The 21863-nt window shown below is 63.4% G+C and carries 20 protein-coding genes; 14 read left to right on the forward strand and 6 right to left on the reverse strand.

Features of this window, described 5'->3' with window-relative positions; all coding sequences use genetic code 11:
- The 5 genes from ABIC32_RS06860 (at position 1) to ABIC32_RS06880 (ending at position 6462) form a co-directional block, all read left to right on the forward strand.
- Positions 1 to 891: a 2-dehydro-3-deoxygalactonokinase gene (locus tag ABIC32_RS06860; protein WP_354073360.1), complete on the forward strand. Its 891-nt coding sequence runs from the start codon at positions 1 to 3 to the stop codon at positions 889 to 891.
- Positions 888 to 1529 carry a 2-dehydro-3-deoxy-6-phosphogalactonate aldolase gene (locus ABIC32_RS06865; protein ID WP_502909313.1) on the forward strand — a complete coding sequence of 214 codons (642 nt, stop codon included), beginning with the start codon at positions 888 to 890 and terminating at the stop codon, positions 1527 to 1529. Before ABIC32_RS06860 ends, ABIC32_RS06865 begins: the two co-directional genes overlap by 4 nt.
- A gap of 188 nt (positions 1530 to 1717) precedes the next feature.
- Entirely contained in the window at positions 1718 to 2038 is a 321-nt protein-coding gene (locus ABIC32_RS06870; protein ID WP_354073362.1) for a hypothetical protein, read from the forward strand.
- Positions 2039 to 2143: 105 nt separating this feature from the next.
- A complete protein-coding gene (locus ABIC32_RS06875; protein WP_354073364.1) occupies positions 2144 to 3295 on the forward strand; it encodes an efflux RND transporter periplasmic adaptor subunit in 1152 nt (383 codons plus the stop codon).
- A 2-nt stretch (positions 3296 to 3297) separates the two neighbouring features.
- Positions 3298 to 6462 carry an efflux RND transporter permease subunit gene (locus ABIC32_RS06880; RefSeq protein ID WP_354073366.1) on the forward strand — a complete coding sequence of 1055 codons (3165 nt, stop codon included), beginning with the start codon at positions 3298 to 3300 and terminating at the stop codon, positions 6460 to 6462.
- Positions 6463 to 7129: 667 nt separating this feature from the next.
- On the opposite strand, the gene ABIC32_RS06885 is transcribed toward ABIC32_RS06880, so the two are convergent.
- Positions 7130 to 8332 carry an alpha/beta fold hydrolase gene (locus ABIC32_RS06885; protein ID WP_354073368.1) on the reverse strand — a complete coding sequence of 401 codons (1203 nt, stop codon included), beginning with the start codon at positions 8330 to 8332 and terminating at the stop codon, positions 7130 to 7132.
- Positions 8333 to 8516: 184 nt separating this feature from the next.
- Positions 8517 to 8855 carry a helix-turn-helix domain-containing protein gene (locus ABIC32_RS06890; protein WP_354073370.1) on the reverse strand — a complete coding sequence of 113 codons (339 nt, stop codon included), beginning with the start codon at positions 8853 to 8855 and terminating at the stop codon, positions 8517 to 8519.
- 142 nt (positions 8856 to 8997) lie between these two features.
- Between ABIC32_RS06890 and ABIC32_RS06895 the strand changes: the two genes are divergently transcribed.
- The gene (locus ABIC32_RS06895) at positions 8998 to 9231 is read left to right on the forward strand and encodes a hypothetical protein (RefSeq protein ID WP_354073372.1); all 234 of its coding nucleotides are present in this window, start codon (positions 8998 to 9000) and stop codon (positions 9229 to 9231) included.
- Between the two features lie 908 nt (positions 9232 to 10139).
- Here ABIC32_RS06895 and ABIC32_RS06900 read toward each other — a convergent pair.
- Positions 10140 to 10532: a BLUF domain-containing protein gene (locus ABIC32_RS06900; RefSeq protein ID WP_354073374.1), complete on the reverse strand. Its 393-nt coding sequence runs from the start codon at positions 10530 to 10532 to the stop codon at positions 10140 to 10142.
- A complete protein-coding gene (locus ABIC32_RS06905; protein ID WP_354073376.1) occupies positions 10529 to 12532 on the reverse strand; it encodes a hybrid sensor histidine kinase/response regulator in 2004 nt (667 codons plus the stop codon). Before ABIC32_RS06905 ends, ABIC32_RS06900 begins: the two co-directional genes overlap by 4 nt.
- Before the next feature lie 723 nt (positions 12533 to 13255).
- Between ABIC32_RS06905 and ABIC32_RS06910 the strand changes: the two genes are divergently transcribed.
- The 6 genes from ABIC32_RS06910 to ABIC32_RS06935 all read left to right on the forward strand — a co-directional run bounded on the left by ABIC32_RS06910 (position 13256) and on the right by ABIC32_RS06935 (position 16963).
- Positions 13256 to 13573, forward strand: coding sequence for a hypothetical protein (locus tag ABIC32_RS06910; protein ID WP_354073378.1), 318 nt, complete (start codon positions 13256 to 13258; stop codon positions 13571 to 13573).
- Complete coding sequence (locus tag ABIC32_RS06915) at positions 13570 to 14322, forward strand: histidine phosphatase family protein (protein ID WP_354073380.1); 753 nt, start codon at positions 13570 to 13572, stop codon at positions 14320 to 14322. Before ABIC32_RS06910 ends, ABIC32_RS06915 begins: the two co-directional genes overlap by 4 nt.
- On the forward strand, positions 14319 to 15194 hold the full coding sequence (locus tag ABIC32_RS06920; RefSeq protein WP_354073382.1) for an NAD(P)H-hydrate dehydratase: 876 nt from the start codon (positions 14319 to 14321) through the stop codon (positions 15192 to 15194). Before ABIC32_RS06915 ends, ABIC32_RS06920 begins: the two co-directional genes overlap by 4 nt.
- A 2-nt stretch (positions 15195 to 15196) precedes the next feature.
- Positions 15197 to 15769, forward strand: coding sequence for a DNA-3-methyladenine glycosylase (locus ABIC32_RS06925; RefSeq protein WP_354073384.1), 573 nt, complete (start codon positions 15197 to 15199; stop codon positions 15767 to 15769).
- A gap of 277 nt (positions 15770 to 16046) precedes the next feature.
- Positions 16047 to 16277: a hypothetical protein gene (locus ABIC32_RS06930; protein ID WP_354073386.1), complete on the forward strand. Its 231-nt coding sequence runs from the start codon at positions 16047 to 16049 to the stop codon at positions 16275 to 16277.
- Positions 16278 to 16324: 47 nt separating this feature from the next.
- On the forward strand, positions 16325 to 16963 hold the full coding sequence (locus ABIC32_RS06935) for a hypothetical protein (RefSeq protein WP_354073388.1): 639 nt from the start codon (positions 16325 to 16327) through the stop codon (positions 16961 to 16963).
- A 178-nt stretch (positions 16964 to 17141) separates the two neighbouring features.
- Here ABIC32_RS06935 and ligD read toward each other — a convergent pair whose 3' ends face one another.
- The gene (ligD, locus tag ABIC32_RS06940) at positions 17142 to 19811 is read right to left on the reverse strand and encodes a DNA ligase D (RefSeq protein WP_354073390.1); all 2670 of its coding nucleotides are present in this window, start codon (positions 19809 to 19811) and stop codon (positions 17142 to 17144) included.
- A 116-nt stretch (positions 19812 to 19927) separates the two neighbouring features.
- Between ligD and ABIC32_RS06945 the strand changes: the two genes are divergently transcribed.
- Positions 19928 to 20164 (forward strand): DUF5961 family protein, encoded by a 237-nt coding sequence (locus ABIC32_RS06945; RefSeq protein ID WP_354073392.1) that lies wholly within the window; start codon positions 19928 to 19930, stop codon positions 20162 to 20164.
- Positions 20165 to 20230: 66 nt separating this feature from the next.
- Complete coding sequence (ku, locus tag ABIC32_RS06950; RefSeq protein WP_354073394.1) at positions 20231 to 21088, forward strand: non-homologous end joining protein Ku; 858 nt, start codon at positions 20231 to 20233, stop codon at positions 21086 to 21088.
- A 184-nt stretch (positions 21089 to 21272) separates the two neighbouring features.
- Here the strand turns inward: ku and ABIC32_RS06955 are convergent, their stop codons facing one another.
- On the reverse strand, positions 21273 to 21776 hold the full coding sequence (locus ABIC32_RS06955; RefSeq protein WP_354073396.1) for a YciE/YciF ferroxidase family protein: 504 nt from the start codon (positions 21774 to 21776) through the stop codon (positions 21273 to 21275).
- Positions 21777 to 21863 lie beyond the last annotated feature (87 nt).

Raw genomic sequence — 21863 nt, forward strand, 5'->3', positions numbered from 1 at the left:
GTGAGTTCAGCGGCCGAACTGATCGGGGTCGATTGGGGCACCAGCAATCTGCGCGTCATGCGGATCGCCGAGGGCGGCGCGGTGCTGGACAGCCGTTCCGACCCGCGCGGCGCCGGCGGCCTTGCGCCCGGCCAGTTTCGCGACGTGCTGAACGCGGTCGCGGGCGACTGGCTGAACGACGGCTTGCCGGTGCTGGTCAGCGGCATGGCCGGGGCGCGGGGGCGGTGGCGTGAAATGGCCTATCTGCCCTGCCCCGCCGGTGTCGCGGACCTGGCCAGCGCCGTCGCCAGCCCTGACGATGCGCCCCACGTCTCCATCGTGCCCGGCGTCGCCGTGTTCGAGGACAGCCGTCTTGAGGACGTGATCCGCGGCGAGGAGACTCAGGTCTTCGGCCTGGACGCGCCCGACGACGCCGTCATCGTCGGCCCCGGCACCCACAGCAAATGGATCCGCACCGCTGGCGGTCGCATCACGGATTTCCGAACCTTCATGACCGGCGAACTGTTCGCCGCCATCCGCAAGGGCACGATCCTGGGCGCCGTGATGGGCGATCCCGGCGTGGACAACGACGCCTTCGCGGCCGGGGTGGAGCGTTCCCTGCGCGATCCCGCCGTCACCGCCGCCCTGTTCTCTGTGCGGGTCGAGGGCTTGGCCGGACGTCTTTCAGCGGCGTCCTCGGCCGACTATCTGTCGGGTCTGCTGATCGGCGCCGAGGTCGCAGCACAGGCCGACGCCAACCATCGCCCTGTCGTCCTGATCGGCGCAGAGGCCCTGAGCCGCCGCTATGCCGCCGCCCTGGCGCAGGGCGGTTTCCGAGACGTCCAGATTGCGGACGGCGCCGCCGCCACGGCCAGAGGTCTGTGGCGCATTCACGAGGCCGCACACCAATGATGCCTGTTTCCATCGAAAGCCTGGACGCCCTGCCGCTGATCGCCATCCTGCGCGGGCTGAAACCGGACGAGGCGGTCGAGGTCGGCGAGGCCATCGTCGCCGCCGGTTTCCGCTGCCTGGAAGTGCCGCTGAACTCACCCGAGCCGCTGGAGAGCATCCGCCGTCTACGTCAGGCGCTGGACGGCCGCGCCCTGGTCGGCGCCGGCACGGTGCTGAACGTCGCAGCGGCGCGAGAGGTCGCACAGGCCGGCGGCCAACTGATCATCTCGCCCAACACCAATGTCGAAGTGATCGCCGAGACCAAGACCCTGGGCCTGTTGTCCTTGCCCGGCTTCTTCACCCCTTCCGAAGCGTTCGCCGCCCTGGACGCCGGCGCCGACGCGCTGAAGCTCTTCCCCGCCGAGATCGCCGGACCCAAGGGCCTGAAAGCCGTCCGCGCCGTCCTGCCCGCCGAAACCCGCATCTATCCCGTCGGCGGCGTCGATCCCGACAGCATGTCCGGCTGGCGGAACGCCGGCGCCTCCGGCTTCGGCATCGGCTCGGCCGTTTTTCAGCCAGGGCAGTCAGCTGAACAGGTCGCCCGTCAGGCGGCCGGATTTGTAGTGCAGTGGTGCGATTTGCAATCCACGTCGTGCTGACTAATCGGTCCAGCTATCGAGCATAACCTTCATAAATCAGTTTCAAGTTGAGAAATCAGTTATAGATTTCAGTGTCTTGAAGCGCCACATTCATTCTCCCCATCCCGAATGACGCACTTGCCGAAGCGCCAAGGACTTTACTGACCGATCGTGATAAGCTCCACCTTGTGTTCAAAGCGCTGTCGGAAATGGTCCGTCGATTTGCCTTCGTTTGCACCCTGTTGCTGACGGTCGCCTTCGCCATGCCAGCGTTTGAAAGCCATGCCTGCGCGGCGGAAGGCTCAGGCGGCGTCCAGGTGGTCGAGACGGTTGGCGGCGCTGATGGTCAATGTCCCGACTGCGGCCCGGCGTGCGCCAACGGCTGCTGTCATGCGCCCCATTCCGCCATGTCCAGTGACCTGGCGACGCCGCGTTTCATCGCGGTCTTCGGCCAGCCTCAGGCGTGGAGCGACAGCGTCGCTTGCCCGCTCGGGCGGCCTGACGGTCCCGAGCGCCCGCCAAGATCCTGATCCTCGGCTGGACCTGTCGTCCGGCCCTTCCTGAGCCCTGCGCGTGGCGGAGACGTCGCGCGTCCTGAACTCTGGGCCCGGCCGTGCGCCGGGCGAGGATCGATCATGATTTCGAAGACATACTGGCTGATGACCGGCACCGCCGTGGTCATCGCATTAGGCGCGGGCTTCGGCGCCGCGCGCATTCTGGACCGACCGCCAACTGAGGCCGAACACGCCGAGGCAGGCCACGCCGAAGACGAACCCAGCGAAGCGGCCTTCGTCGCCCTGACGCCGCAGGAGGCCGCGCAAGTCGGGGTGTCAGTCGTCGCCGTACAACGCGGCGGCGGCGCCGAACTGAAACTGCCGGGCCGCGTCGCCTTTGCGCCCGGCGCCGAGGCTGCGGTCGATGCGCCGTTGGGCGGCGCCGTGGTGCGCGTCCACGTCGGCCTGGGCGATCGCGTGGCGGCCGGTTCGCCGCTGATCACCGTGCGCAGTCCGGACGGCGCCGCCTCAAGGGCGGACGCCGACGCGGCGGGCGCGACGGTCCTGGTCGCGCGCGCCGCCGAACAGCGCGATCGCACCCTGTTCGAACAGGGCTGGGTGTCGCAGGCGCGTCTGGACGTCACCGCCGCAGAGACCCGTCGTGCGGAGGCGCAACACCGCGCCGCCCGCGCTCGTGTCGGCGCATTCGGCGCGCCCGGAGCGGACGGCCTGACGGTGGTGCGCAGCCCCATCGCGGGCGTCGTCACCCGTCTGAGCGCGTCGCCCGGTCAGGTGCTGCACGAGGAGGCCTTGCAGGTCGCCGCCGTCGCCGATCCCGGCCGTGTCGAACTGGTGTTCGAGGCGCCGCCCGCCGCCGCTGCGGTCCTGAAGGTCGGCGATAGGCTGGAAAGCACGGTCGCCGGATCGCGCGTCATGTCCGGCGTCGTCGTCGCCATCGTCCCGGCCAATGCGAACGGGGTTGTCGTGGTTCGCGCCCGTCCTGCTGGCGAGACGCCCCCGGCGGGATCGGTCGTCTCCGCCCGCGTCTCGGCCGGCGCGGGCTCAGAAACGCCTGTCGTGCCGATCGACGCGGTGCAGACCATAGAGGGCGCGCCGTCCGTCTTCGTTCAGGAGGACGGCGGGTTCCGTGCACGCCCGGTCGTAACCGGACGAACCTCGGACGGCCGGATCGAGATCGTGTCCGGCCTGACCGGGACCGAGCGTATCGCGGGCGTCGGCGCCTTCCTGCTCAAGGCCGAACTGGCCAAGGGCGAAGCCGAGCACGGACATTGATCATGCTGAACCGGATCATCGACGCCTCCGTGCGTTTCCGCTGGCTGGTCGTGGGACTGGCCGTCGTCTTGGCCATACTGGGCGGGCGCGAACTGCTGCATCTGCCCATCGACGCCGTGCCCGACATCACCAATCGCCAGGTGCAAATCACGACGGTGGCGCCGGCGCTAGGACCCGAAGAGGTCGAACGCCAGGTCACCTTCCCGCTGGAGACGGCGCTGGCGGGGCTGCCGGGCCTGACCGAGACCCGCTCCCTGTCGCGCCATGGCTTCTCGCAGATCACCGCCGTCTTCACTGACGCGACCGACATCTATTTCGCCCGCAATCTGGTCAACGAACGACTGCAGGCCGCGCGTGAGGATTTGCCAGAGGGGCTTTCTCCCTCGATGGGTCCGGTCGTGACCGGCCTGGGCGAAGTCTACATCTGGACGCTGAAACTGACCGGCCCTGCGGCGCGAACGGGCGCGGTCTATGTCACGCCCGAGGGCGAACGCCTCGTCACCGACCAGGAAAAGGCCACCTATCTGCGCACGGTTCAGGACTGGCTGGTCGCGCCCCAGCTGAAGACCGTGCCCGGCGTCGCCGGCGTCGATGTGCTGGGCGGCTATGTGAAGGAATATGCCGTCCATCCCGATCCCAGCCGACTGGCCGCCTATGGCGTCGGCCTGGTGCAACTGGTCGAGGCGCTGGAGCACGCCAACCGCATCGCCGGGGCCGGATACGTCAATCGTGCGGGCGAGGCCTATATCGTACGCGCCGACGCTCGGCTGAAGAGCCTGAACGACCTCGCCCAGACGCCGATCCTGAACCGGGGCGGCCAGGTGATCCGAGTGTCCGACGTGGCCACGGTCGAGATCGGCCGCGCGCCCCGTTTGGGATCCGCCAGCGCCGACGGCCGCGAGACGGTGGTCGGCACGGCCCTGATGCTTCAGGGGGAGAACTCGCGAGAGGTGGCGCACCGCGTCGGCGAACGGCTGAAGGCCATTGCGCCCAGCCTGCCGCCCGGCGTTGTCCTCAAGCCCGAACTGGACCGTACCGAACTGGTCGAGGCGACCATCCGCACGGTGGAGCACAATCTGTTGCTCGGCGCCCTGCTGGTCGTCGCCGTGCTGTTCTTCGCCCTGGGCAACGTTCGGGCGGCGATCATCACCGCCCTGGTGATTCCGCTGAGCTTCCTGTTCGCCGCCTCGGCGATGAACCGTTTCGGGATCAGCGCCAATCTGCTCAGCCTGGGCGCGCTGGATTTCGGCCTGATCGTCGACGGCGCCGTGGTGGTGATCGAGAACACCCTGCGCCGCCTGAGCCTGAAGCGGACGGAGACGGGTCGGCCTCTGAAGACCGCCGAACGGCTGTCGGTCGCCGCCGCCTCAGCGCGCGAAATGGCCCGGCCGGCGGCCTTCGGCCAGGCGATTATCCTGCTGGTCTATGCGCCCTTGCTGATGTTCGAAGGGGTGGAAGGCAAGATGTTCGGCCCGATGGCCGCCACCGTCATGCTGGCGCTCGCCGCCGCCTTCATCCTCAGCTTCACCTTCGTGCCCGCCATGGCCGCCCTGTTGGTGCGCGAGCCCAGGGCGGATCATGAGGAGACGCGGCTGACCCGCGCGGCCAAGGCGCATTACCAGCCGCTTCTTGCACACGCCATCGCCCGACCACGGCGCGTCCTGGCCGGCGCGGGTGTCGCCTTGCTGGCCGGCGTCCTCGCCTTCCTGACATTGGGGCGCGAGTTCGTGCCGCAACTGGATGAGGGCGATGTGCTGGTCCAGGCGCTGCGCGTGCCCTCGACCTCGCTGGAACAGAGCCAGGCGATGCAGTTTCAGGTCGAGCGCGCGCTGAAGGCTATGCCCCAGGTCGATCGGGTCTTCACCCGCACCGGCACAGCAGAAGTCGCATCTGACCCCATGCCGCCATCGATCTCGGACACCTTCGTTATCCTGAAAGATCGCAAAGACTGGCCCGATCCGCGACTGCCGAAAGTCGATCTGGTGGCGGATATGGAGACGCGGCTCTCCACCCTGCTGGGCAACAATTACGAGTTCACCCAGCCCATCGAGATGCGGTTCAACGAACTGATCGCGGGTGTGCGTTCGGACGTGGCGGTCATGGTCTATGGCGACGACTTCGCCGCGATGGAGCGCACGGCCCAGCAGGTCGCGGGCGTCCTGAACGGCATCCAGGGCGCGGCGGACGTGCGGGTCGAGCAGGTTTCGGGCCAACCGACCATCACCGCCAGCGTGGATCGCACGGTGGCGGCGGCGCAGGGGATCCATGCCTCTGACGCGGCGGACGCCCTGGCCATCGCTTTCGCCGGCCGTTCGGCCGGTCAGGTCAACGAGGGCGACCGGCGCTTCGATGTGGTCGTGCGGCTGGACGACGCCCTGCGCGCCGATCCGGCGGTCATGGAGCAGTTGCCGGTCATGCCCGAGAACGCCCAGTCCAGGGCGCCGACCGTGCCTCTGTCTTCTGTCGCACGTTTCGACGTCGGCGAAGGACCGAACCAGATCAGCCGCGCCGACGGCAAGCGCCGAATGATCGTCCAGGCCAATGTCCGCGGACGCGACCTGGGCGGCTTCGTCGCGGAGGCGCAAGGCAAGGTCGCCGAACAGGTCCAGCCGCCCCCATCCGGCTGGATCGACTGGGGCGGTCAGTTCGAGAACCTGCAACGCGCGTCGGCCCGTCTGGCGCTGATCGTGCCGATCGTCTTCCTGACCATCGGCCTGCTACTGGTGATGGCCTTGCGATCATGGAAGGACGCGGCCCTGGTGTTCGCAGGCGTGCCGCTGGCCCTGGTGGGCGGCGCCTTGGCGCTGGCGCTGCGCGGGATGCCGCTGTCGATCAGCGCGGCCGTCGGCTTCATCGCCGTCTCGGGCGTGGCGACGCTGAACGGCCTGGTGCTGATGCAGGCTATCCGCCAACGCCTGACCGAGGGCGACCCGCCGGCCACGGCGGCGCTCTACGGCGCCGTCAGCCGCCTGCGCGCCGTCCTGACCACGGCCCTCGTCGCTGTCCTCGGCTTCGTGCCCATGGCGTTCGCCTCAGGCGCCGGCGCCGAGGTGCAAAAACCCCTGGCCACAGTCGTCATCGGCGGCCTGACCACCGCGACAGTCCTCACCCTGATCGTCCTGCCGGTGCTCGCGGCATGTCGCAAAGCGGATGCGGTTCCCGACTGATCCGCCCCGATTGAGCAAGGCCTGCGTGACGCCGATAGCCACCAAAGCTCACGCAGGCTGCGCATTATCGCGTTTGAGGAAGGTCTCGCCTATATAGCGCCTCTCCCTGATCGAGCGCCCATGTCACCCGTCACTGTTTGATGCCTTCCACCAGATCGATAAATCAAGCGCGCACGCTCTCCATCGCCCCGATGATGGATCGGGCAGGTTCTTAATATCTTTCAAATATTTATATCACTTTGTGTGCAAATTTTGCACACGCAAATGCTGTTTTTTATCTTGGCCAAGTCTATCTTGTACCGTCGGCAACCTTGCGAACCGCATACTTGGCGCGGGACTATCGGATCCCGTCGCTCCAGCATCTCTCGTTCTGCGCAAATCGACCCATAATATGGGGCACTCGTGGGTCTTGAGGCGCCAACCGTTTGGACAGCGGAGGTCGGAAAGCATCGTCCTCACGCACCAAAGGCGGTCGGGGCTTCATAAGCCGCTGGATCTTGCCTCCCACCGTCCGCACTCCACGCCCGTGAAAGTGAGGACCAGGACGTCACCGGGAACCAAACGCATCAATCGTAGCTGAGCCTGTCCGCACGCCTGGTCATCATTGATGGCTCGCAGGATCTCCTGATTGATCGTACGGCCGTCGCGAACCGTAGAAAGGGTGTATCTAGGAATCAGGACCCGTGAAACTTGGCGCGTCGCCATCGGCCACAGCTAATCGGTGATCGTCAGCAATCTCCGCTATGAAACTTCGGATCAAGCCGTTGTAATAGTGTTCCCGCTCGAGAAAGCCCATGTGATTGACGCCGCCGACTCTGGCTAGGGATCCTGTTGACGATGGATCTACGAGGGTCTCGCTGGCCTCAATCTTGGTCACCAGGTCCAGCTCTCCACCTAGGACCAGAATGGGACACGTAATGGCCGCAGTGGAGCCGGAAGCATCCCAGTCAAACATTGCCAGATTGCCCTTGGCGAGAACCGCCTGCGAGTTTCGCGTCCCAAGCAGCGTCGTATGCTCAAGCTGACTACGTGTCACACTCCGGCCGAACTGTAGACGGTTGGCTAGATGCGCAGTTCCGTTGAGGTAGGACTGCCAAGCGCTGAGCCAAGCCAAGGGCGCGAACAGCACCGTTAACTTGAACACCGGCTCAATGAGGGGGCGGCGTAGCGCCATCATCAATGGGGCGAACACCATGGTGCGCAAGGGGTTCGTATAGGTCGTGTTCAGCAGCACGACACCGGCTACACGCGTTTGGACAAGCGCGGGATAATCGCGGACAAGGGTTTGGATCGTCATCCCGCCGATACTGTGCCCGATCAGGATAGCGGGGCGAGGCGCCTCCGCTTTGATCAGATGCGCCAAGTCGGCTGCGAAGTTCGCAACGGCGATGTCGCCGGCCGGCGGCTGCTTGGATTTGCCGAGGCCCGGCAAATCCCAAGTCACGAGGCGATGAGGAATCAGATCGCGTTCGGCGCGGAGCCGACGTATCAGATAATGCCAGATCGTGCTGTCGAGCCCCCAGCCGTGGGTAACGATGATAACCGGCCCGTCCGCGCCGCCCTCGCTTTCGACATAGAGCGACGCGCCTGTTGAACTGCTCGTCAACACGCCTTCGCCCCGGTGCGGTCGCGTGGGCTCGCTGTCGGCTCTCGCGAAGAAAAGTAGAACCAATGGGCGTCCGGCCAGACTCCAGGAACCCAAGCCTACGGCAAGCCACAAACGCCAGTTCTCGCGCACGTGCAAAGGGACGCCCGAGTGGTCGAATTGAACTTCACCTCGCCACCACGTCCAGATGAGGTAGGCGACAAGCGCAAGGACAAAGGCTCCAAGGAGCGAAAACAACGCTCGCATGAGTGGGATTAAAGGCATGAAACGTCCTGACAGCGCGGTCGTTGCGCCACAGGCCAAATGTCGCCCTGCCCCCCCCGTTCCCAATGTCGGATTAAGAACAGAAGGCGGCTTTAATCATTTACTCAACGACATGGCTCAAGTTGTCGCTCACGCTGCGCCAAAGGGTGGCCGTCTCGGCGGAGAAGAGCGCTGCCGGTATTTCTTACCGTGCCACGAATTGTCGAAGCATAGCTATTACGGCATCTCGCTCCGGCACCTTCAACTGCGACCACAGTCTCAACATGGCGCGTTCAGATGGTGAGTGGCCGGCTGGATCGGGATCGTCGTAAAGGTCGGATACGCTGCAATCTAGAGCAGTGGCGACCTGTAAGAGCTTGGAAGCAGCGACACGATTTGCTCCTCGCTCATATTTCTGAACCTGTTGAAACGTGACGCCGATGGCCGCTCCAAGCTCTGCCTGAGTGAGGCCAATAGCTAGGCGGCGGTCGCGCATTGTTTTGCCGATTTGGATATCGACTGGGGAGCTGCTGTTGCGAGACATGGGTCATGCATATGGCGATTCCGGCCTGGACGTCGCTCCATTCCCCCCAAAACTCCACCAAGTTTGGTCGCTGCGTTCCCCTTTCGGTGCGGTCGCACAATCGGCGGTGTAATCTAAGGCTGGACTTTTGGGCTCAACGGAGTTGAATACTTTCCCTATGGGAAGCTTATTGGATCGCCTTAAGGCGGGTTCAACCGCCTACACCGTAGAGCCGACCGGTGACGGCGGCTTCGTTCTTGTCCGTGACGAGAAGCATGCGGAGGAATTTACCGCACTCGTTCGCGATCTTCTCAACCGCCCAACCACCGAGTTTGTGCTTTTGCCGACGACTGACGGCCATGCAGGCTACGAACGGGCAGTGATCCTTCCGCTGTGACCTCGTCTTGAATTCTGGCCGGCGCAACATCGGCCGTCGCTGATCAGATTTCAGCATGATATTTTCATTCTGTCGCGGTATCGAGTAGCGCGCCTCGCATTTCAGGTTAATGACCTTTGGTTGCTGGCGGATTGTAAGCTTACTTAAGGCCGACAACGGTCAGGTCGACCAATCACCAGAGTAAACTAGCGAATGATCGACGTTGATGACCTGATAGCGAGCCGCGGGCTCGCGTAGGATATGAAACGCCTCGCATGAAAGTTTGGCGTTTCGACTTCTCGGGCTTTTGAGGAACTTGAACTCGACGTCATACCCGATAAACGACTTCACACGCCTTCTCCCTGACCTCAGATCTTGACGACCTCGGCTTCACTGTTGCGCCCGACTGGCAACCATGAGTATTCCTACTCAACACTGTTCGGCTGAGCTGAGCCTGGTCCTACCGTCCCCCGTTTCCCGTTGGCGACGCTATTTCCATATCCATCATGGAGAAAGGGCCCCGCCGATGTTCAAATTTGCAGTCAAAGAGTTCGAAACCGAGTCACCCACCACGGCCCCGGACCTGAGTGTCTGGCTAAGGCCCTCTTTTCCTTTGGCGCAGATCTGCACCCATTCCCCGTACGAGCGCGGAGGTTATCATCCGGCGATCAGCCAAACAGCTGCGCATTTGCATATCGAGTTTTCCCTGCCTTTGAGAAGCATAGCATTCACACGCAATGGCCGCCCTTGTCGGGACCGCTAAACAGTCTCCCGACGGTCTACAGTCAACACCAGCTTGCGGCGGCGAAGCTCGGCGGCTGTCGACGCTTTGCACCCATTGAGACAAAGCGCTTGCGGATTGTCGGTCGCGGCCTATGTCGGATCGAGGGTCTCGGGTTCGCCAAGCTGTTCCAAGACCGCTGTCGCGGTTAGATGGCAACGCCTTCGTGGACCAGTGTTGCGAACAGGGCGGTGAGACCAAGTCCATCATCGGCCTGGAGAAGCGTTTCAACCTTCGGTGTGGCACGCGCAAGATCTATGCTTGCCATGGACCATCGCGGCACCAAACGGCCCTCCGCGCTTGCCCTTAATAGAACCTTCAACTGGGAATGACGTGTGTCAGCCTGGATTGTCCGGAGCAGTCCATCAATAGCCGGCGGAGGCCCCTCCAAAAGCTGGATGTAGCTGGAGCCAGAGAAGCCAAGGGCGCCCGTGATCTTCAGGCGCGTATTTTTTCGAACCGACACATGGAAGATCTTCGCGAGCGCGATCTCGGGCGGCAAGCCCTCGGCGTGGCTGCGGTATATGAGGCGCTCGATCAAGCTTTTCCCCTGTCGCGGACAGTTCCTCGCCCATCGACCCCGAGCGCTTGTGTCGGCAGGTCGTCGATGAAGCTCGCAAGCTGAGCAAGTGTGAATGGCTTTGCCAAACGCGGTAACGCGGCTCGGCCTAATACTGGCGATGGACCGACATTAGAGTAGCCTGACGCCACCGCCACGCTGGTTGCGGGTCGCAATTCTTTGACCTGTTCAGCGAGTCGGCTGCCGGAAAGCCCGGGCATTACTTCGTCCGTCAGCACGAGGTCGATGTCGGGGTGGCGCTCGAAGATAACAAGCGCCTCATCGCCCGAGTTCGCCACTAGGACGTCGTGTCCAAGCTCATCCAACATCGCGACCGTATTGGTCAGAACGAGGGGGTCGTCATCGACAGCAAGGACAAGAAGGCGCTCACCGTTACCCTCAAAGGAGGCGTCTATATTTTCGATCCTGGCTACATCTCCACTGGCGACCGGCAGCCACAACTCGATGCTGGTGCCCTGCCCTACTTCAGTTTCGATCTCGAGCCACCCGCCGGACTGGCCGGCGAGCCCTTGAACCATCGAGAGGCCGAGCCCCGTTCCCTTGCCCACGCCCTTCGTGGTGAAGAAGGGCTCAATCGCCTTGGCGGCTGTTTCAGGGGGCATTCCCGTTCCATTGTCGCTTACGCGAAGTCTGACGAAACGACCCGCGCGGCGCTGACCTTCGTCCTTCTCCACCGTCACCTGGTCGGCAGCGATCGTGATCTTCCCGCCCGATGGAAGCGCGTCGCGGGCATTGACGACGAGGTTGAGCAAAGCCGTTTCGAGCTGGTGCGGATCAGTCTGCGCTTGGAGCGCCACGTCGGCAAAACGCATCCGCACGTCGATGTTTGGACCAATAGAGCGCCTAATGAATTCGCCCATGCCTTTCACCAGCAGGGGAACGTCCACCGGTTCAAGCTTCAGATCCTGCTTGCGAGCGAACGCAAGCATCCTTTGCGTCAAGATGGCGCCGCGCTCCGCGCCCTGAATGGCGTTCTCCAACAAAGGCGTTGTGCGAGGGTCATAGGGCAGTCGCTTGCGTAGGAGATCAAGGCTCCCAGTGATGGCCGCGAGAAGGTTGTTGAAGTCGTGCGCCACCCCACCCGTTAGTTGGCCGATGGCCTCAAGTTTTTGCGACTGATAAAGCGCTTCGCGCGTCGCCTCCAACTCACGCTGGGCCTCCGCTCGCTCAGTGATGTCCCGGGTGATTTTGGCGAAGCCTATTATATGTCCGTCGTCACCGGTAATGGGGTGAATAATGACGTGAGCCCAGAACCGCGTCCCATTCTTGCGAAGCCGCCAACCTTCCATTTCAAAGCGCCCCGTCTCGCGAGCCACACGAAGAGCCGTTGCGGGGGCGCCCGCCGCCGCCTCTTCATCCGTATAGAAGCGAGAGAAGTGGTTGCCGATAATCTCTTCAGGCGCGTAGCCCTTGATGCGTTGAGCGCCAGCATTCCAGCTGATCACCGTGCCGTCCGGATCGAGCATGTAGATGGCGTAGTCGGTCACGCCCTCTACGAGAATGCGGAACTGTTCCTCGCTTTGCCGCAATGCCCGTTCCGCCTCGCGGCGTTCCGTCAGATCTCGGGTAATCTTCGCAAAGCCGATTAGCTCTCCATCTCGCCTGATGGGGTCAATGATGACATGAGCCCAGAAGCGTTCTCCATCCTTGCGAAGTCGCCAACCTTCGGCTTCGAACCGACCCGCTTCGGCTGCCACGGCTAGTGCATGTTCGGGTCGGCCAAGTCTGCGATCATCAGGGGTGTAGAATTGAGAGAAATGTGTTCCAAGAACCTCATCGGTTGCATACCCTTTGAAGCGTTCTGCACCTGGATTCCAGCTTGTCACGTGGCCGCCCGGGTCGAGCATGTAGATCGCATAATCCGTGATTGACTCAATCAGCAAGCGGTATCGGCTGTCGGAGTTGCCCTTTACGGTAGTCAATGCATTTACCCCTATTCCCCGATAGGCCAACGGGATCACGGACGAGTTGGTTCCTCTTCGACGCCATGTCGCGAAATGCTGGACCCCCGTCTAGCGTGGCAAATGTCGAGTCCTCCCCCCGATATCTCAGGTTCGGATCCTCCGCATTTCTAAATCGAAAGCCGATGTCCGCTTTTCTGGCCGGAGCGCATGGCACAAAAGCGACCCGTTGCGGGCGCTCAGCGGAGCCGCCTTGCGAAGGAAGGCAAGGCGGCACACTGTTGCGACGACCAAGAGGCAGCCGCGAGCTCTAGGGTTCCGCAGCGCCAAGTCGCTCCGTGATTGGTTGGCCGAGGACCATGAGGGTTCCGAGAAAAGCGACCCGTGACCATGAGGGCAAACGTGCGGATGGTTTCGGAAGCGGCCGAGCCAGGGCCAAACGCCTAAGCGGAGCGTGTCGCAGAAACTTTGGAGACGAAGGGCGGGCACGGGCTCCGTTGAGATGTAGTGAGGGTGTCTGCTCAGTTTGCGAGGCCCGTGCGAATACGCAGGTCGATCACGCTGAGGCGTACGGCGTGGGCCTGCGACGAGAGCCGCCGTGGCTAAGTCTGGATATCGCCAGAACCGAAGCCGTCCACGTCCACAGCAATCCTTGCAGACCCGCCAAGCATAGCCGGACAGCAATACGCTGCTCTGACCTGATCGATCGCCTGCTCGTCGCGGTCGCCAACGACGTTCCTGCATCCCTGCTGAACCCGAGACAAACTGGCGTGTTGAACCCTTATGACTAAGCAAGATGCCATCGCCTGCCGGCGCGCCTTGAGAGAAGTCCGCGAGATCGCTGCTGTTGCACTTCTGGATGGTGCCCAAACCTCCATCCAGGAAGCGCTTCAAACGATCGCCGCCATCGCAGGTTGGGCGACCGAGGAGACCGACTTCACGCCCCCAGATTGCGGGGAGGTGCTCCGATGCGTGGACGCGATGATCGGGCGTGAGGACATTGAGACCATGGACGATCGTACGGCGATAACCCTGTTTCGGAACGTTATGACCCTCCTTCAGAAAAACCGCGTCTCAACAGATCCGGCGCCCCCGCCGTGACCTCTCCTTGGCCTTCCCATCTGTGGCTTGTCCGCCATGGACAAAGCGCCGGCAACGTCGCTCGCGATCGGGCCCACGCGGCCGGGCTTGGAGAGATCGATCTCGACATCAGAGACGTCGATGTGCCGCTGAGCGATCTGGGGCACGCGCAATCCAAGGCTTTGGGTCAATGGTTCACGACCCTGCCCGACGATGAGCGCCCTACGGTCGTTCTCACCTCGACCTATCTGCGGGCCCGGCAGACCGCGACCGCAATCGTCGAGGCCGGCGGTTTGGGCAAGACCGACCTTGGCTTCTGTGTCGATGAACGACTGCGCGAACGGGAGTTCGGAATCCTCGATCGGTTGACGACGCAGGGCATTGAAGCTCGGCATCCGGAACAGGCCGAAGCGCGCCGCCGTTTGGGGAAGTTCTACCACCGGCCGCCGGGGGGAGAAAGTTGGTGCGATGTCATTCTCCGCCTGCGGGCGGCCCTGGACACTCTCAGTCTGCATCATCGAGACCAACGCGTCCTAATCGTCGGTCATCAAGTCGTGGTCCTCTGCCTCCGTTATCTGCTGGAGGGTCTGACCGAAACCGAGATCCTCGCGATAGACGCTGAGGGCGATGTCGCCAACTGCGGGGTGACGACCTACGTCCGTAACGGGGAGGGCGGCCTCACGCTCGACCTCTACAACTTCGTCGCTCCGTTGGAAGTCCAAGGGGCGCCGGTGACCTCCGCCCCGGACGCTAAGGTCGCTGCACGATGACGACCCGCCTCGACGCCGCCGCCCTGTCCCGCCACCCCCTGCCCCGGCTTGCCACCGACGGCGACAAGGAGGACCGCGGCATCGTGCTCATCGTCGGCGGAGAGGCCGTGATGGCGGGCGCGGCGATCCTCGCGGGGGTCGCCGCGCTGAAAGTAGGCGCCGGCAAGCTGCAGATTCGGGCCGATCGGGCCTCGGCGGCGGCGGTCGCCGTGGCCGTGCCGGAGGCTCGCATCGTCATCGCGCCCGCGATGACCGCCTCTCCTCTCGTTGACCACGCCGCTGCCTCGTCAGCCCTCGTGCTCGGACCGGGCATGGAAACCGGGCGGGCGCAGCGGCGTCTGGCGTCCAGAGTGTTGCATGCCGCCACCGGTGTGACGGCGGTGATCGACGCGGGGGCCCTGCCGCTTTCGAACGAAGCCAGCGCCTTCGCCGGCGTAGCAGGGGGTCGAACCGTCCTGACGCCTCACGCCGGAGAGATGGCCGCGATCCTTAATCGAGACAAGAACGTCATTCGCGCCGACCCGCTTGGGGCGGCCCGGGAGGCTGCAACGATGTTCCAGTCCGTGGTCGTCATGAAAGGCGCGACAACTTTCGTGGTGTCCCCCGACGGCACGGCTTGGCGTCATGACGGAGGCGTCGTCGGCCTCGGCACCTCGGGCTCAGGCGATGTCCTGGCCGGCGCGATCGGAGGCTTCCTCGCGCGGGGCGCGCCTCCCGTAGACGCGGCCCTTTGGGGCGTCCTCGTTCACGCTTCGGCCGGGGCGGACCTCGCCGCCGCCGGCGCTCCGCTAGGGTTCCTGGCGCGAGAGTTGCCGGACCGGCTCCCATTCATCCTCGCTCGGCTGGGCGCGATTTCCGAAGCCTCCGTCTGACCATGAACTCCGCCCTCGCGACGTTGTGGGCGCGTCCGGCGCCAGAGGTCGCCGCCAGGCTTATCGGGGCGGGCTTGCTGGTCGACGGCGTCGGCGGGATCATTGTGGAGACCGAAGCCTACGCCGCGCACGATCCCGCCTCACACAGCTTTCGAGGCTTGACGCCGCGCAACGCTCCGATGTTCGGACCGATCGGCCGCGCCTACGTTTATCGAATCTACGGCCGACATTGGTGTCTCAACATCGTCTGTGACGCCGCCACACCGGGCAGCGCCGTTCTCATCCGAGCTCTTGAACCCGTTTGGAACGCGGAAGTCATGGGCGAACGTCGGGGGAAGGTCCGGACACGTGATCTTTGCGCTGGTCCTGGCCGCTTGTGTCAGGCGCTCGGCGTAACGGGAGACCTCAACCATCGGCCGATGCCCGCCGCGCCTTTTGCGATTGAGCTTAGGGAGCCTGAGCCGGTCGTTGCAGGCCCTCGCATCGGCATCCGACAGGGCGTTGAGACGCCGTGGCGGTTCGCCCGAGCCGGCTCGCCCTCTCTCAGTCGCCCGCTTGTCGGCGTCGTCGCTTGATCCGACACCGCGGCTGCACTCTACGTGTCACACGGTATCGGTTCATCAGCCCCCCCAAAATCGCGGGGGCGGCGCGAAAATCCCACGTCCTTCAACCGGAGCTGTAGGAACGAACGCGCTCGGCGGCGGCTTTTGGTGGGCGACCTGAAAGGAATGCACCATGATGAAAGCCGCTCTCGCCGTCTCAGCAACCGCTGTCTTGTTGACAGCCTGCGGAAACAACGACCGAAATGAAGCCCCCGTAGAAGGCCCGGCCGTCTCTACCGCCGAAGCGCCGATGAACCCCGCAGTCGATACGCAAGAAACCTCTGAAAGGGCTGCTCTGACGCCCGGCGCCAATTCCTTCACCGAAGGCCAGGCCAAGGCGGCCATCGAGAAACAGGGCTATGTCGTCTCTGGTCCTTTGACCCAGGATGATCAGGGGATCTGGAAGGGCCAGGCCGCTCGTAGCGGCGGCGAACCCACTACGGTCTCGGTCGACTATAAGGGCGTCGTGACGCCCAACTGATCGCCCGCTGAACTTCACCTTCTTTCCAACATTTCAAGGAGCCAACCATGGCGACCGTCACTCGTCTGTTCGACAGCCACACTGAAGCCCTTGACGCCGTTTCGAAACTTGAAGCATCGGGCGTCGATCACGACAAGATCAGCATTGTTTCCAACAACGCCGACAATTGGCACGCCGCATCCGGCGACCACAAAGCCGGCCCCCTCGGCGACCGTAACGGCGACGGCGAGAACGATGTCGCGGACGGCGCCGGCAAGGGCGCGGCGACGGGCGGATTGCTCGGTGCCGGCGCAGGCGTCCTCGCCGGTCTCGGTATGCTGGCCATCCCGGGCCTTGGCCCAGTGGTCGCCGCTGGATGGCTGGCCTCGACGGCGGTCGGCGCGGCGGTCGGCGCCGCAGCGGGGGGCGCAACGGGCGGCCTGCTCGGCGCATTGAAAGAGGCGGGACACAGCGACGAAGAGGCGAACGTCTATTCCGAAGGCGTCCGTCGCGGCGGAACGCTAGTCAGCGTCAAGGCCGACGGCGACGAACGCGAACGCCTGCAGTCTATCTTGGACGACAGCCGCGGTTACGACGCCGTCACCCGGGGCGAGGCTTACAGACAATCGGGGTGGTCCGGATTTGACGCGGAAGCCAAACCCTATACTCACGAGCAAATCGTGGAAGAACGCGCCCGCTATCGTTGATATGGGCGGATAGATCAGGGCCCGGCGTCATCGACGTCGGGCCTTCTTATTATTACGCTCTCCTGCATGAGTCCCGGTGGGTCGGCCTTTTGGCGCTGGGATTTCCTCGCGCGAGTCCGTTCTGGCAGACGACGCTCAGCATGCCTCCGCGCAGATAATAGCGACGCCCGCCGGTTCGTCACACTTTACCGAGCCGTTTTATCGCGGCGCCGAGCGCCCGCTCTCCCTCGCAATAGTCGTCCCAGGCGGTGAGATTTCGAACCACGCGGGGTACGGTACGCACCGTATATTTCATCGGATCCAGCCCTTTTTTCACTTGGGACCAACTAAGCGGCATGGAGACAGGTGCCCCTGGGCGGCCGCGGGGCGAAAGCGGGGCCACGGCGGTGGCCATGCGGTCATTCCGGAGATAGTCGAGGAAAATCCGGCCTGCGCGGTCCTTTTTGGCCATGGTGATCAGGAACCGGCGAGGATCATCGCGGGCCATGGCTTTGCAGACGTCTCGCGCGAAGGCTTTGGCTGTCGGCCAGTCGATTCCCTTGGCTTTTACCGGCGTAACGACATGTAGACCCTTGCCGCCGGTCGTCTTGCAGAAGCTGACGAGACCGAGATTTGTCAAGCGATCGCGGACCTCCTTGGCACTGCGAATGACTTCCTCAAAGGAAACGTCTGGCGCCGGGTCAAGGTCGAAGACGAGTCGTCCTGGCTGTTCGGGGGCGAAGGGCTCACTGTTCCACGGATGAAGCTCTAGCGCTCCGGTCTGGCCCGCGGCGACCAAAGCCTCCACCCGATCGAACTGAAGGTAGGGCTTACGATCGCCCCAGACCGTGACCTCCGAAATCACAGACGACTGGCCCTTGCCGGAATGGCGTTGAAAGAATCTCTGATCTCCATGGATCCCGTCGGGCATGCGGATCATCGAACAGGGGCGACCCTTCACATGACCCAGCATCCACTCGCCGATCGCCTCATAGTATTGGGCGAGATCCATCTTGGTCACCGGGCGATCGTCGGCAGCGTCTGGCCATAGCGGCTTGTCGGCATGGGATATGGTGATCCCCATGACCACGGATGACCCTTTGGGCCGCACGGTGCGGGTCTGGACCGCGCCGTTGGGTTCGGCCTCGGCGAGAAGGGTTTCGGGTCGCTCGGCTGCGGGGGGGATGGCCGGGACCTCGGCCTCGACTTCCGCCGCCGGCTTGTCTTCCCGCAGACCTTTGAACGCCGCCTGCCGGATCGCGCCCTCGCCGGTGAAGCCCGCGTATTCGATCTCCGCGACCAGTTCGGGTTTCACCCAATGGACGCCCGCGGCCCTTTTCGGAGCACCTTGCCCGGTGAACGGGCTCTTCCCAGTTTCAAGCGCCTGAAGCTTAGGCATGATGCGGGCGACTTTCTCCCGCCCAAACCCGGTCCCGATCCGACCGACGTGCATCAGGGTGCCGTCCCGGTACACGCCTGCGATGAGAGACCGGAAAGCGTCGCCTGTCGTGGTCCAGCCTGCGATGACCACCTCGTGGCCCTGACGGCATTTGGACTTGGTCCAGGTGTCGCTGCGCCCTGAGCGGTACGGGGCGTCCAAGCGTTTTGATACAATGCCTTCCAAGTCCATGCGGCAGGCTGACAGGAGCACCGCGTCGCCGGCCGTTACGAAATGATCGACGTAGCGAAGATTGGCGGGCGCATCGCTGAGAGCTTCCTCAAGCCGGGCCTTGCGCGCAGAAAGCGGCAGAGACCGCAGGTCCTGCCGTTTTTCGAACAGCAGGTCGAAGACGAAGAAGACTAAGTCCTTCGTCCTCGCCTCGGAAATGGCCGTCTGCAGCGCTGCGAAATCCGGAGCCCCGGTAGCATTCAGGGCGACGACTTCTCCGTCGTATATCCCGTCCTTGAGGGTCGTTCCGGCAGCGACGATCTCGGGGAATTTGGCCGACCAGTCGAGCCCTTTGCGGGTCAGTAGGGTCGCTTTGCCGCCGGCGGTGCGGAGCTGCATCCGATAGCCGTCGAACTTGATCTCGTGAGCCCAGGTCTCGCCCCTGGGCGGCTTCTCGGAGGACTTGGTCAGTTGCGGCTCAACAAAGGTCGGCAGGGCCGAAACGGATGGGGCCTTAGCGCTTGTTCGCAACGCTTTTTCCTTGGCGGAGGACGTCGTCCCTTTCGTTGATGTCCTCGGAGCGGCGCTGTCCCGCTCGCGGCTGCTCTGCCAGACGGCGGCGGCGTCGGGCCCGATCGTCGTCATGAAGGGGCTCACTTTCCGGCGCTTGCCCTCGGCGATCTCGGTCATCGTGCGCTTTGACGCGACTGACCGGTCGGCGTCGCTCGGGCCGCCGACATCGCCTTCCACCGCCCCTTCGTCCCGATGTTTGATCAGCATCCACCCCGGCTTGGACTTCGAGACCTTGTCCGCTTTGAACCGAACCAGAACCCACGATCCGTGCAGCCGGTCGCCCTCCATGACGAACTTGAGTTCGCCCTTGGCCAAGGCCGCGCCGATATTCTCGAACCCTTTTTCGGGCGCCCAGTAACCGCGGTCCCACACCATGACGGTGCCGCCCCCGTACTGGCCCTGAGGGATGGTCCCTTCGAAATCGCCGTACTCGAGCGGATGGTCTTCAACTTCCATGGCCAGACGACGGTTCTTCGGGTCGAGCGACGGTCCTTTAGGCACAGCCCAGGAGCGGAAGGTCCCGTCATACTCGAGACGCAGGTCAAAATGCAGATGACTGGCCGCGTGCTTTTGGACCACGAACCGCAGGGCCTTTGAGGGCAGAACCCGGGCGGCCTCGCCCAAGGGTTCGGTCGTCTGAGAAAAGTCGCGCATTCGCTGATAAGCCGCGAGTTTTGAAGGCGCCATGGCGGAGGTCCTATACGTCCTCTTGGCTGAACGAACACAATCCCCACATGATCCCTGGATGTTGGACCCGATGAATCCTTTTCTCGGCACAGGCGTTTGATCGGCAGGAGAGCGCCATGACCCCTCACGCCACCCGAAACTTTCGTGTCCATGCCCGCCATGTCGACGCCCATCACGCGCGGATGGTGAAAGAGGCGTCATTCGAGGCGGCGGCGGTCGCCTATGTCGAGGATTTCCATCCTCCTATCGACGACGGTTCGGACTTCAGCGTGATCGTGCGCGATATCGCCTCGGGCGACGAACACTGTTTTAGGATCGACCTGGAGACCGGAGACACCGCGCCCTGCGGCTAGGGAGCCATTCGCCGCGCAGAGTCGTTGTGGTTCTAAACGCTCTGCAATGTGTCAAAGGAACCGGTCATGGCGTCCCGTCCGAGCTGGCAAGGACATCTGAGATTGTCGCTCGTCACGTGCCCGGTGTCGCTCTACACAGCGACCAGTTCAGGCGGCGACGTCCACTTCAACCTCATCAATCCGAAGACGAACAACCGGATCAAGATGATCACCACGGATCCGGACACCGGGCCGATCGAGCGGTCGGAACTGGTCAAGGGCTATGAGGTCTCCAAGGGCGAATACGTTCTTCTGACGGACGAGGAGATCAAGTCCGTCAGGCTCGAGAGCACCAAGACGATCGACATCGAGCGGTTCGTACCCGGAGACGACATAGACCGTTTGTATTGGGACAATCCCTACTACCTCGCGCCCGACGGAAAGATGGCCCAGGAGGCTTTCGGGGTCATACGAACCGCCATGGAACGCTCCGGCCAGATCGCCCTCGCGCGGGTGGTGATTTCGACGCGCGAACGGATTCTGGCGCTCGAACCCCGGGGCAAGGGCATTCTAGCCTACACCATTCGTACGGACGCCGAGGTTCGAAAGGCGGATGCGATTTTCGCCGGCATCAGCGACGCCGAAGCCGATCCCGACATGATCTCCATCGCTCAGCGCATCATCGAGCAACGCGAAGGACCGTTTGACCCCAGCCTGTTTGTCGACCGATACGAAGAGGCGCTTAAAGCTCTGATCGAGGAGAAGCAGAATGGCCACAAGCCGGCCAAGGTCTCCGAGCCGGAAGACACTAATGTAATCGATCTCATGTCGGCGCTCCGCGCGAGCCTCGGGTCCAAGACCAAACCCGCAGCCAAAAACACAAAGGCCAGCACCAAGTCCGCCGGCAAGACAGCAGTAAGGCCGAAGACGAAGAAGAGCGCCTAGTCCTCCCGGCCATCTTCACTAGCCGGCATGCCGAACGGGCCCGCGCCCTATCCATTTCGATCGTGACGCATGGCCTGGAGATGCTTGCTCTGGCCACACTTACGTATCGCTAGGGACCATCCCTGCCTATTGACTGGGAAGGGATGGCCCTTGGAAGCGGTCAGAGCTTGGCTTGAAGGGCGGTCTATGCTGCCGAAGCGCCCTGAGCTTCGGCGTTGGCGGCGGCGTCGGCCAGCGCCGTCAGGCTCTCATCGGTCACGGACTCCTGCTGCAACGTCTCATCGAGCAGCGCCGCCGCTTCTTCATAGCCGAGCAGCGTCGCCCAGCGCTTGAGGGTGCCGTATCGGGTGATCTCATAGTGTTCGACCGCCTGGGCGGCCGCGATCAGACCGGCGTCTAGCGCCGCGGTCCCGGCGTATTCTTCAAGGATCTCGTCGCCTTCGGCGAGGATGCCTTCGATCGCGTCGCAGGTTTTGCCCATGGCGCGCTTGCCGATGATCTCGAAGACTTGCTCAAGGCGCTCGATCTGGCCTTCGGTCTCCTCACGGTGTTTTTCAAAGGCGGCCTTCAGATCTGCGGAGTTTGCGCCCCGCGCCATCTTGGGCAACGACTTCACGATCTTGCGCTCGGCGTAATAAATGTCCTTGAGCGTATCGTAGAACAGGTTGTCGAGGGTTTTCTCAGCCATCCGGGCTCTCCGCGTTAAAGGTGAACCTGTAGAAAACCTGCATCGCAACAGCGTTCCTATGTTCGCTATTGAACACCTTTATCCCGG

Origin of the sequence: Brevundimonas sp. 1080 (genome assembly GCF_040545985.1) — a bacterium.
In the GTDB taxonomy this organism is placed as follows: domain Bacteria; phylum Pseudomonadota; class Alphaproteobacteria; order Caulobacterales; family Caulobacteraceae; genus Brevundimonas.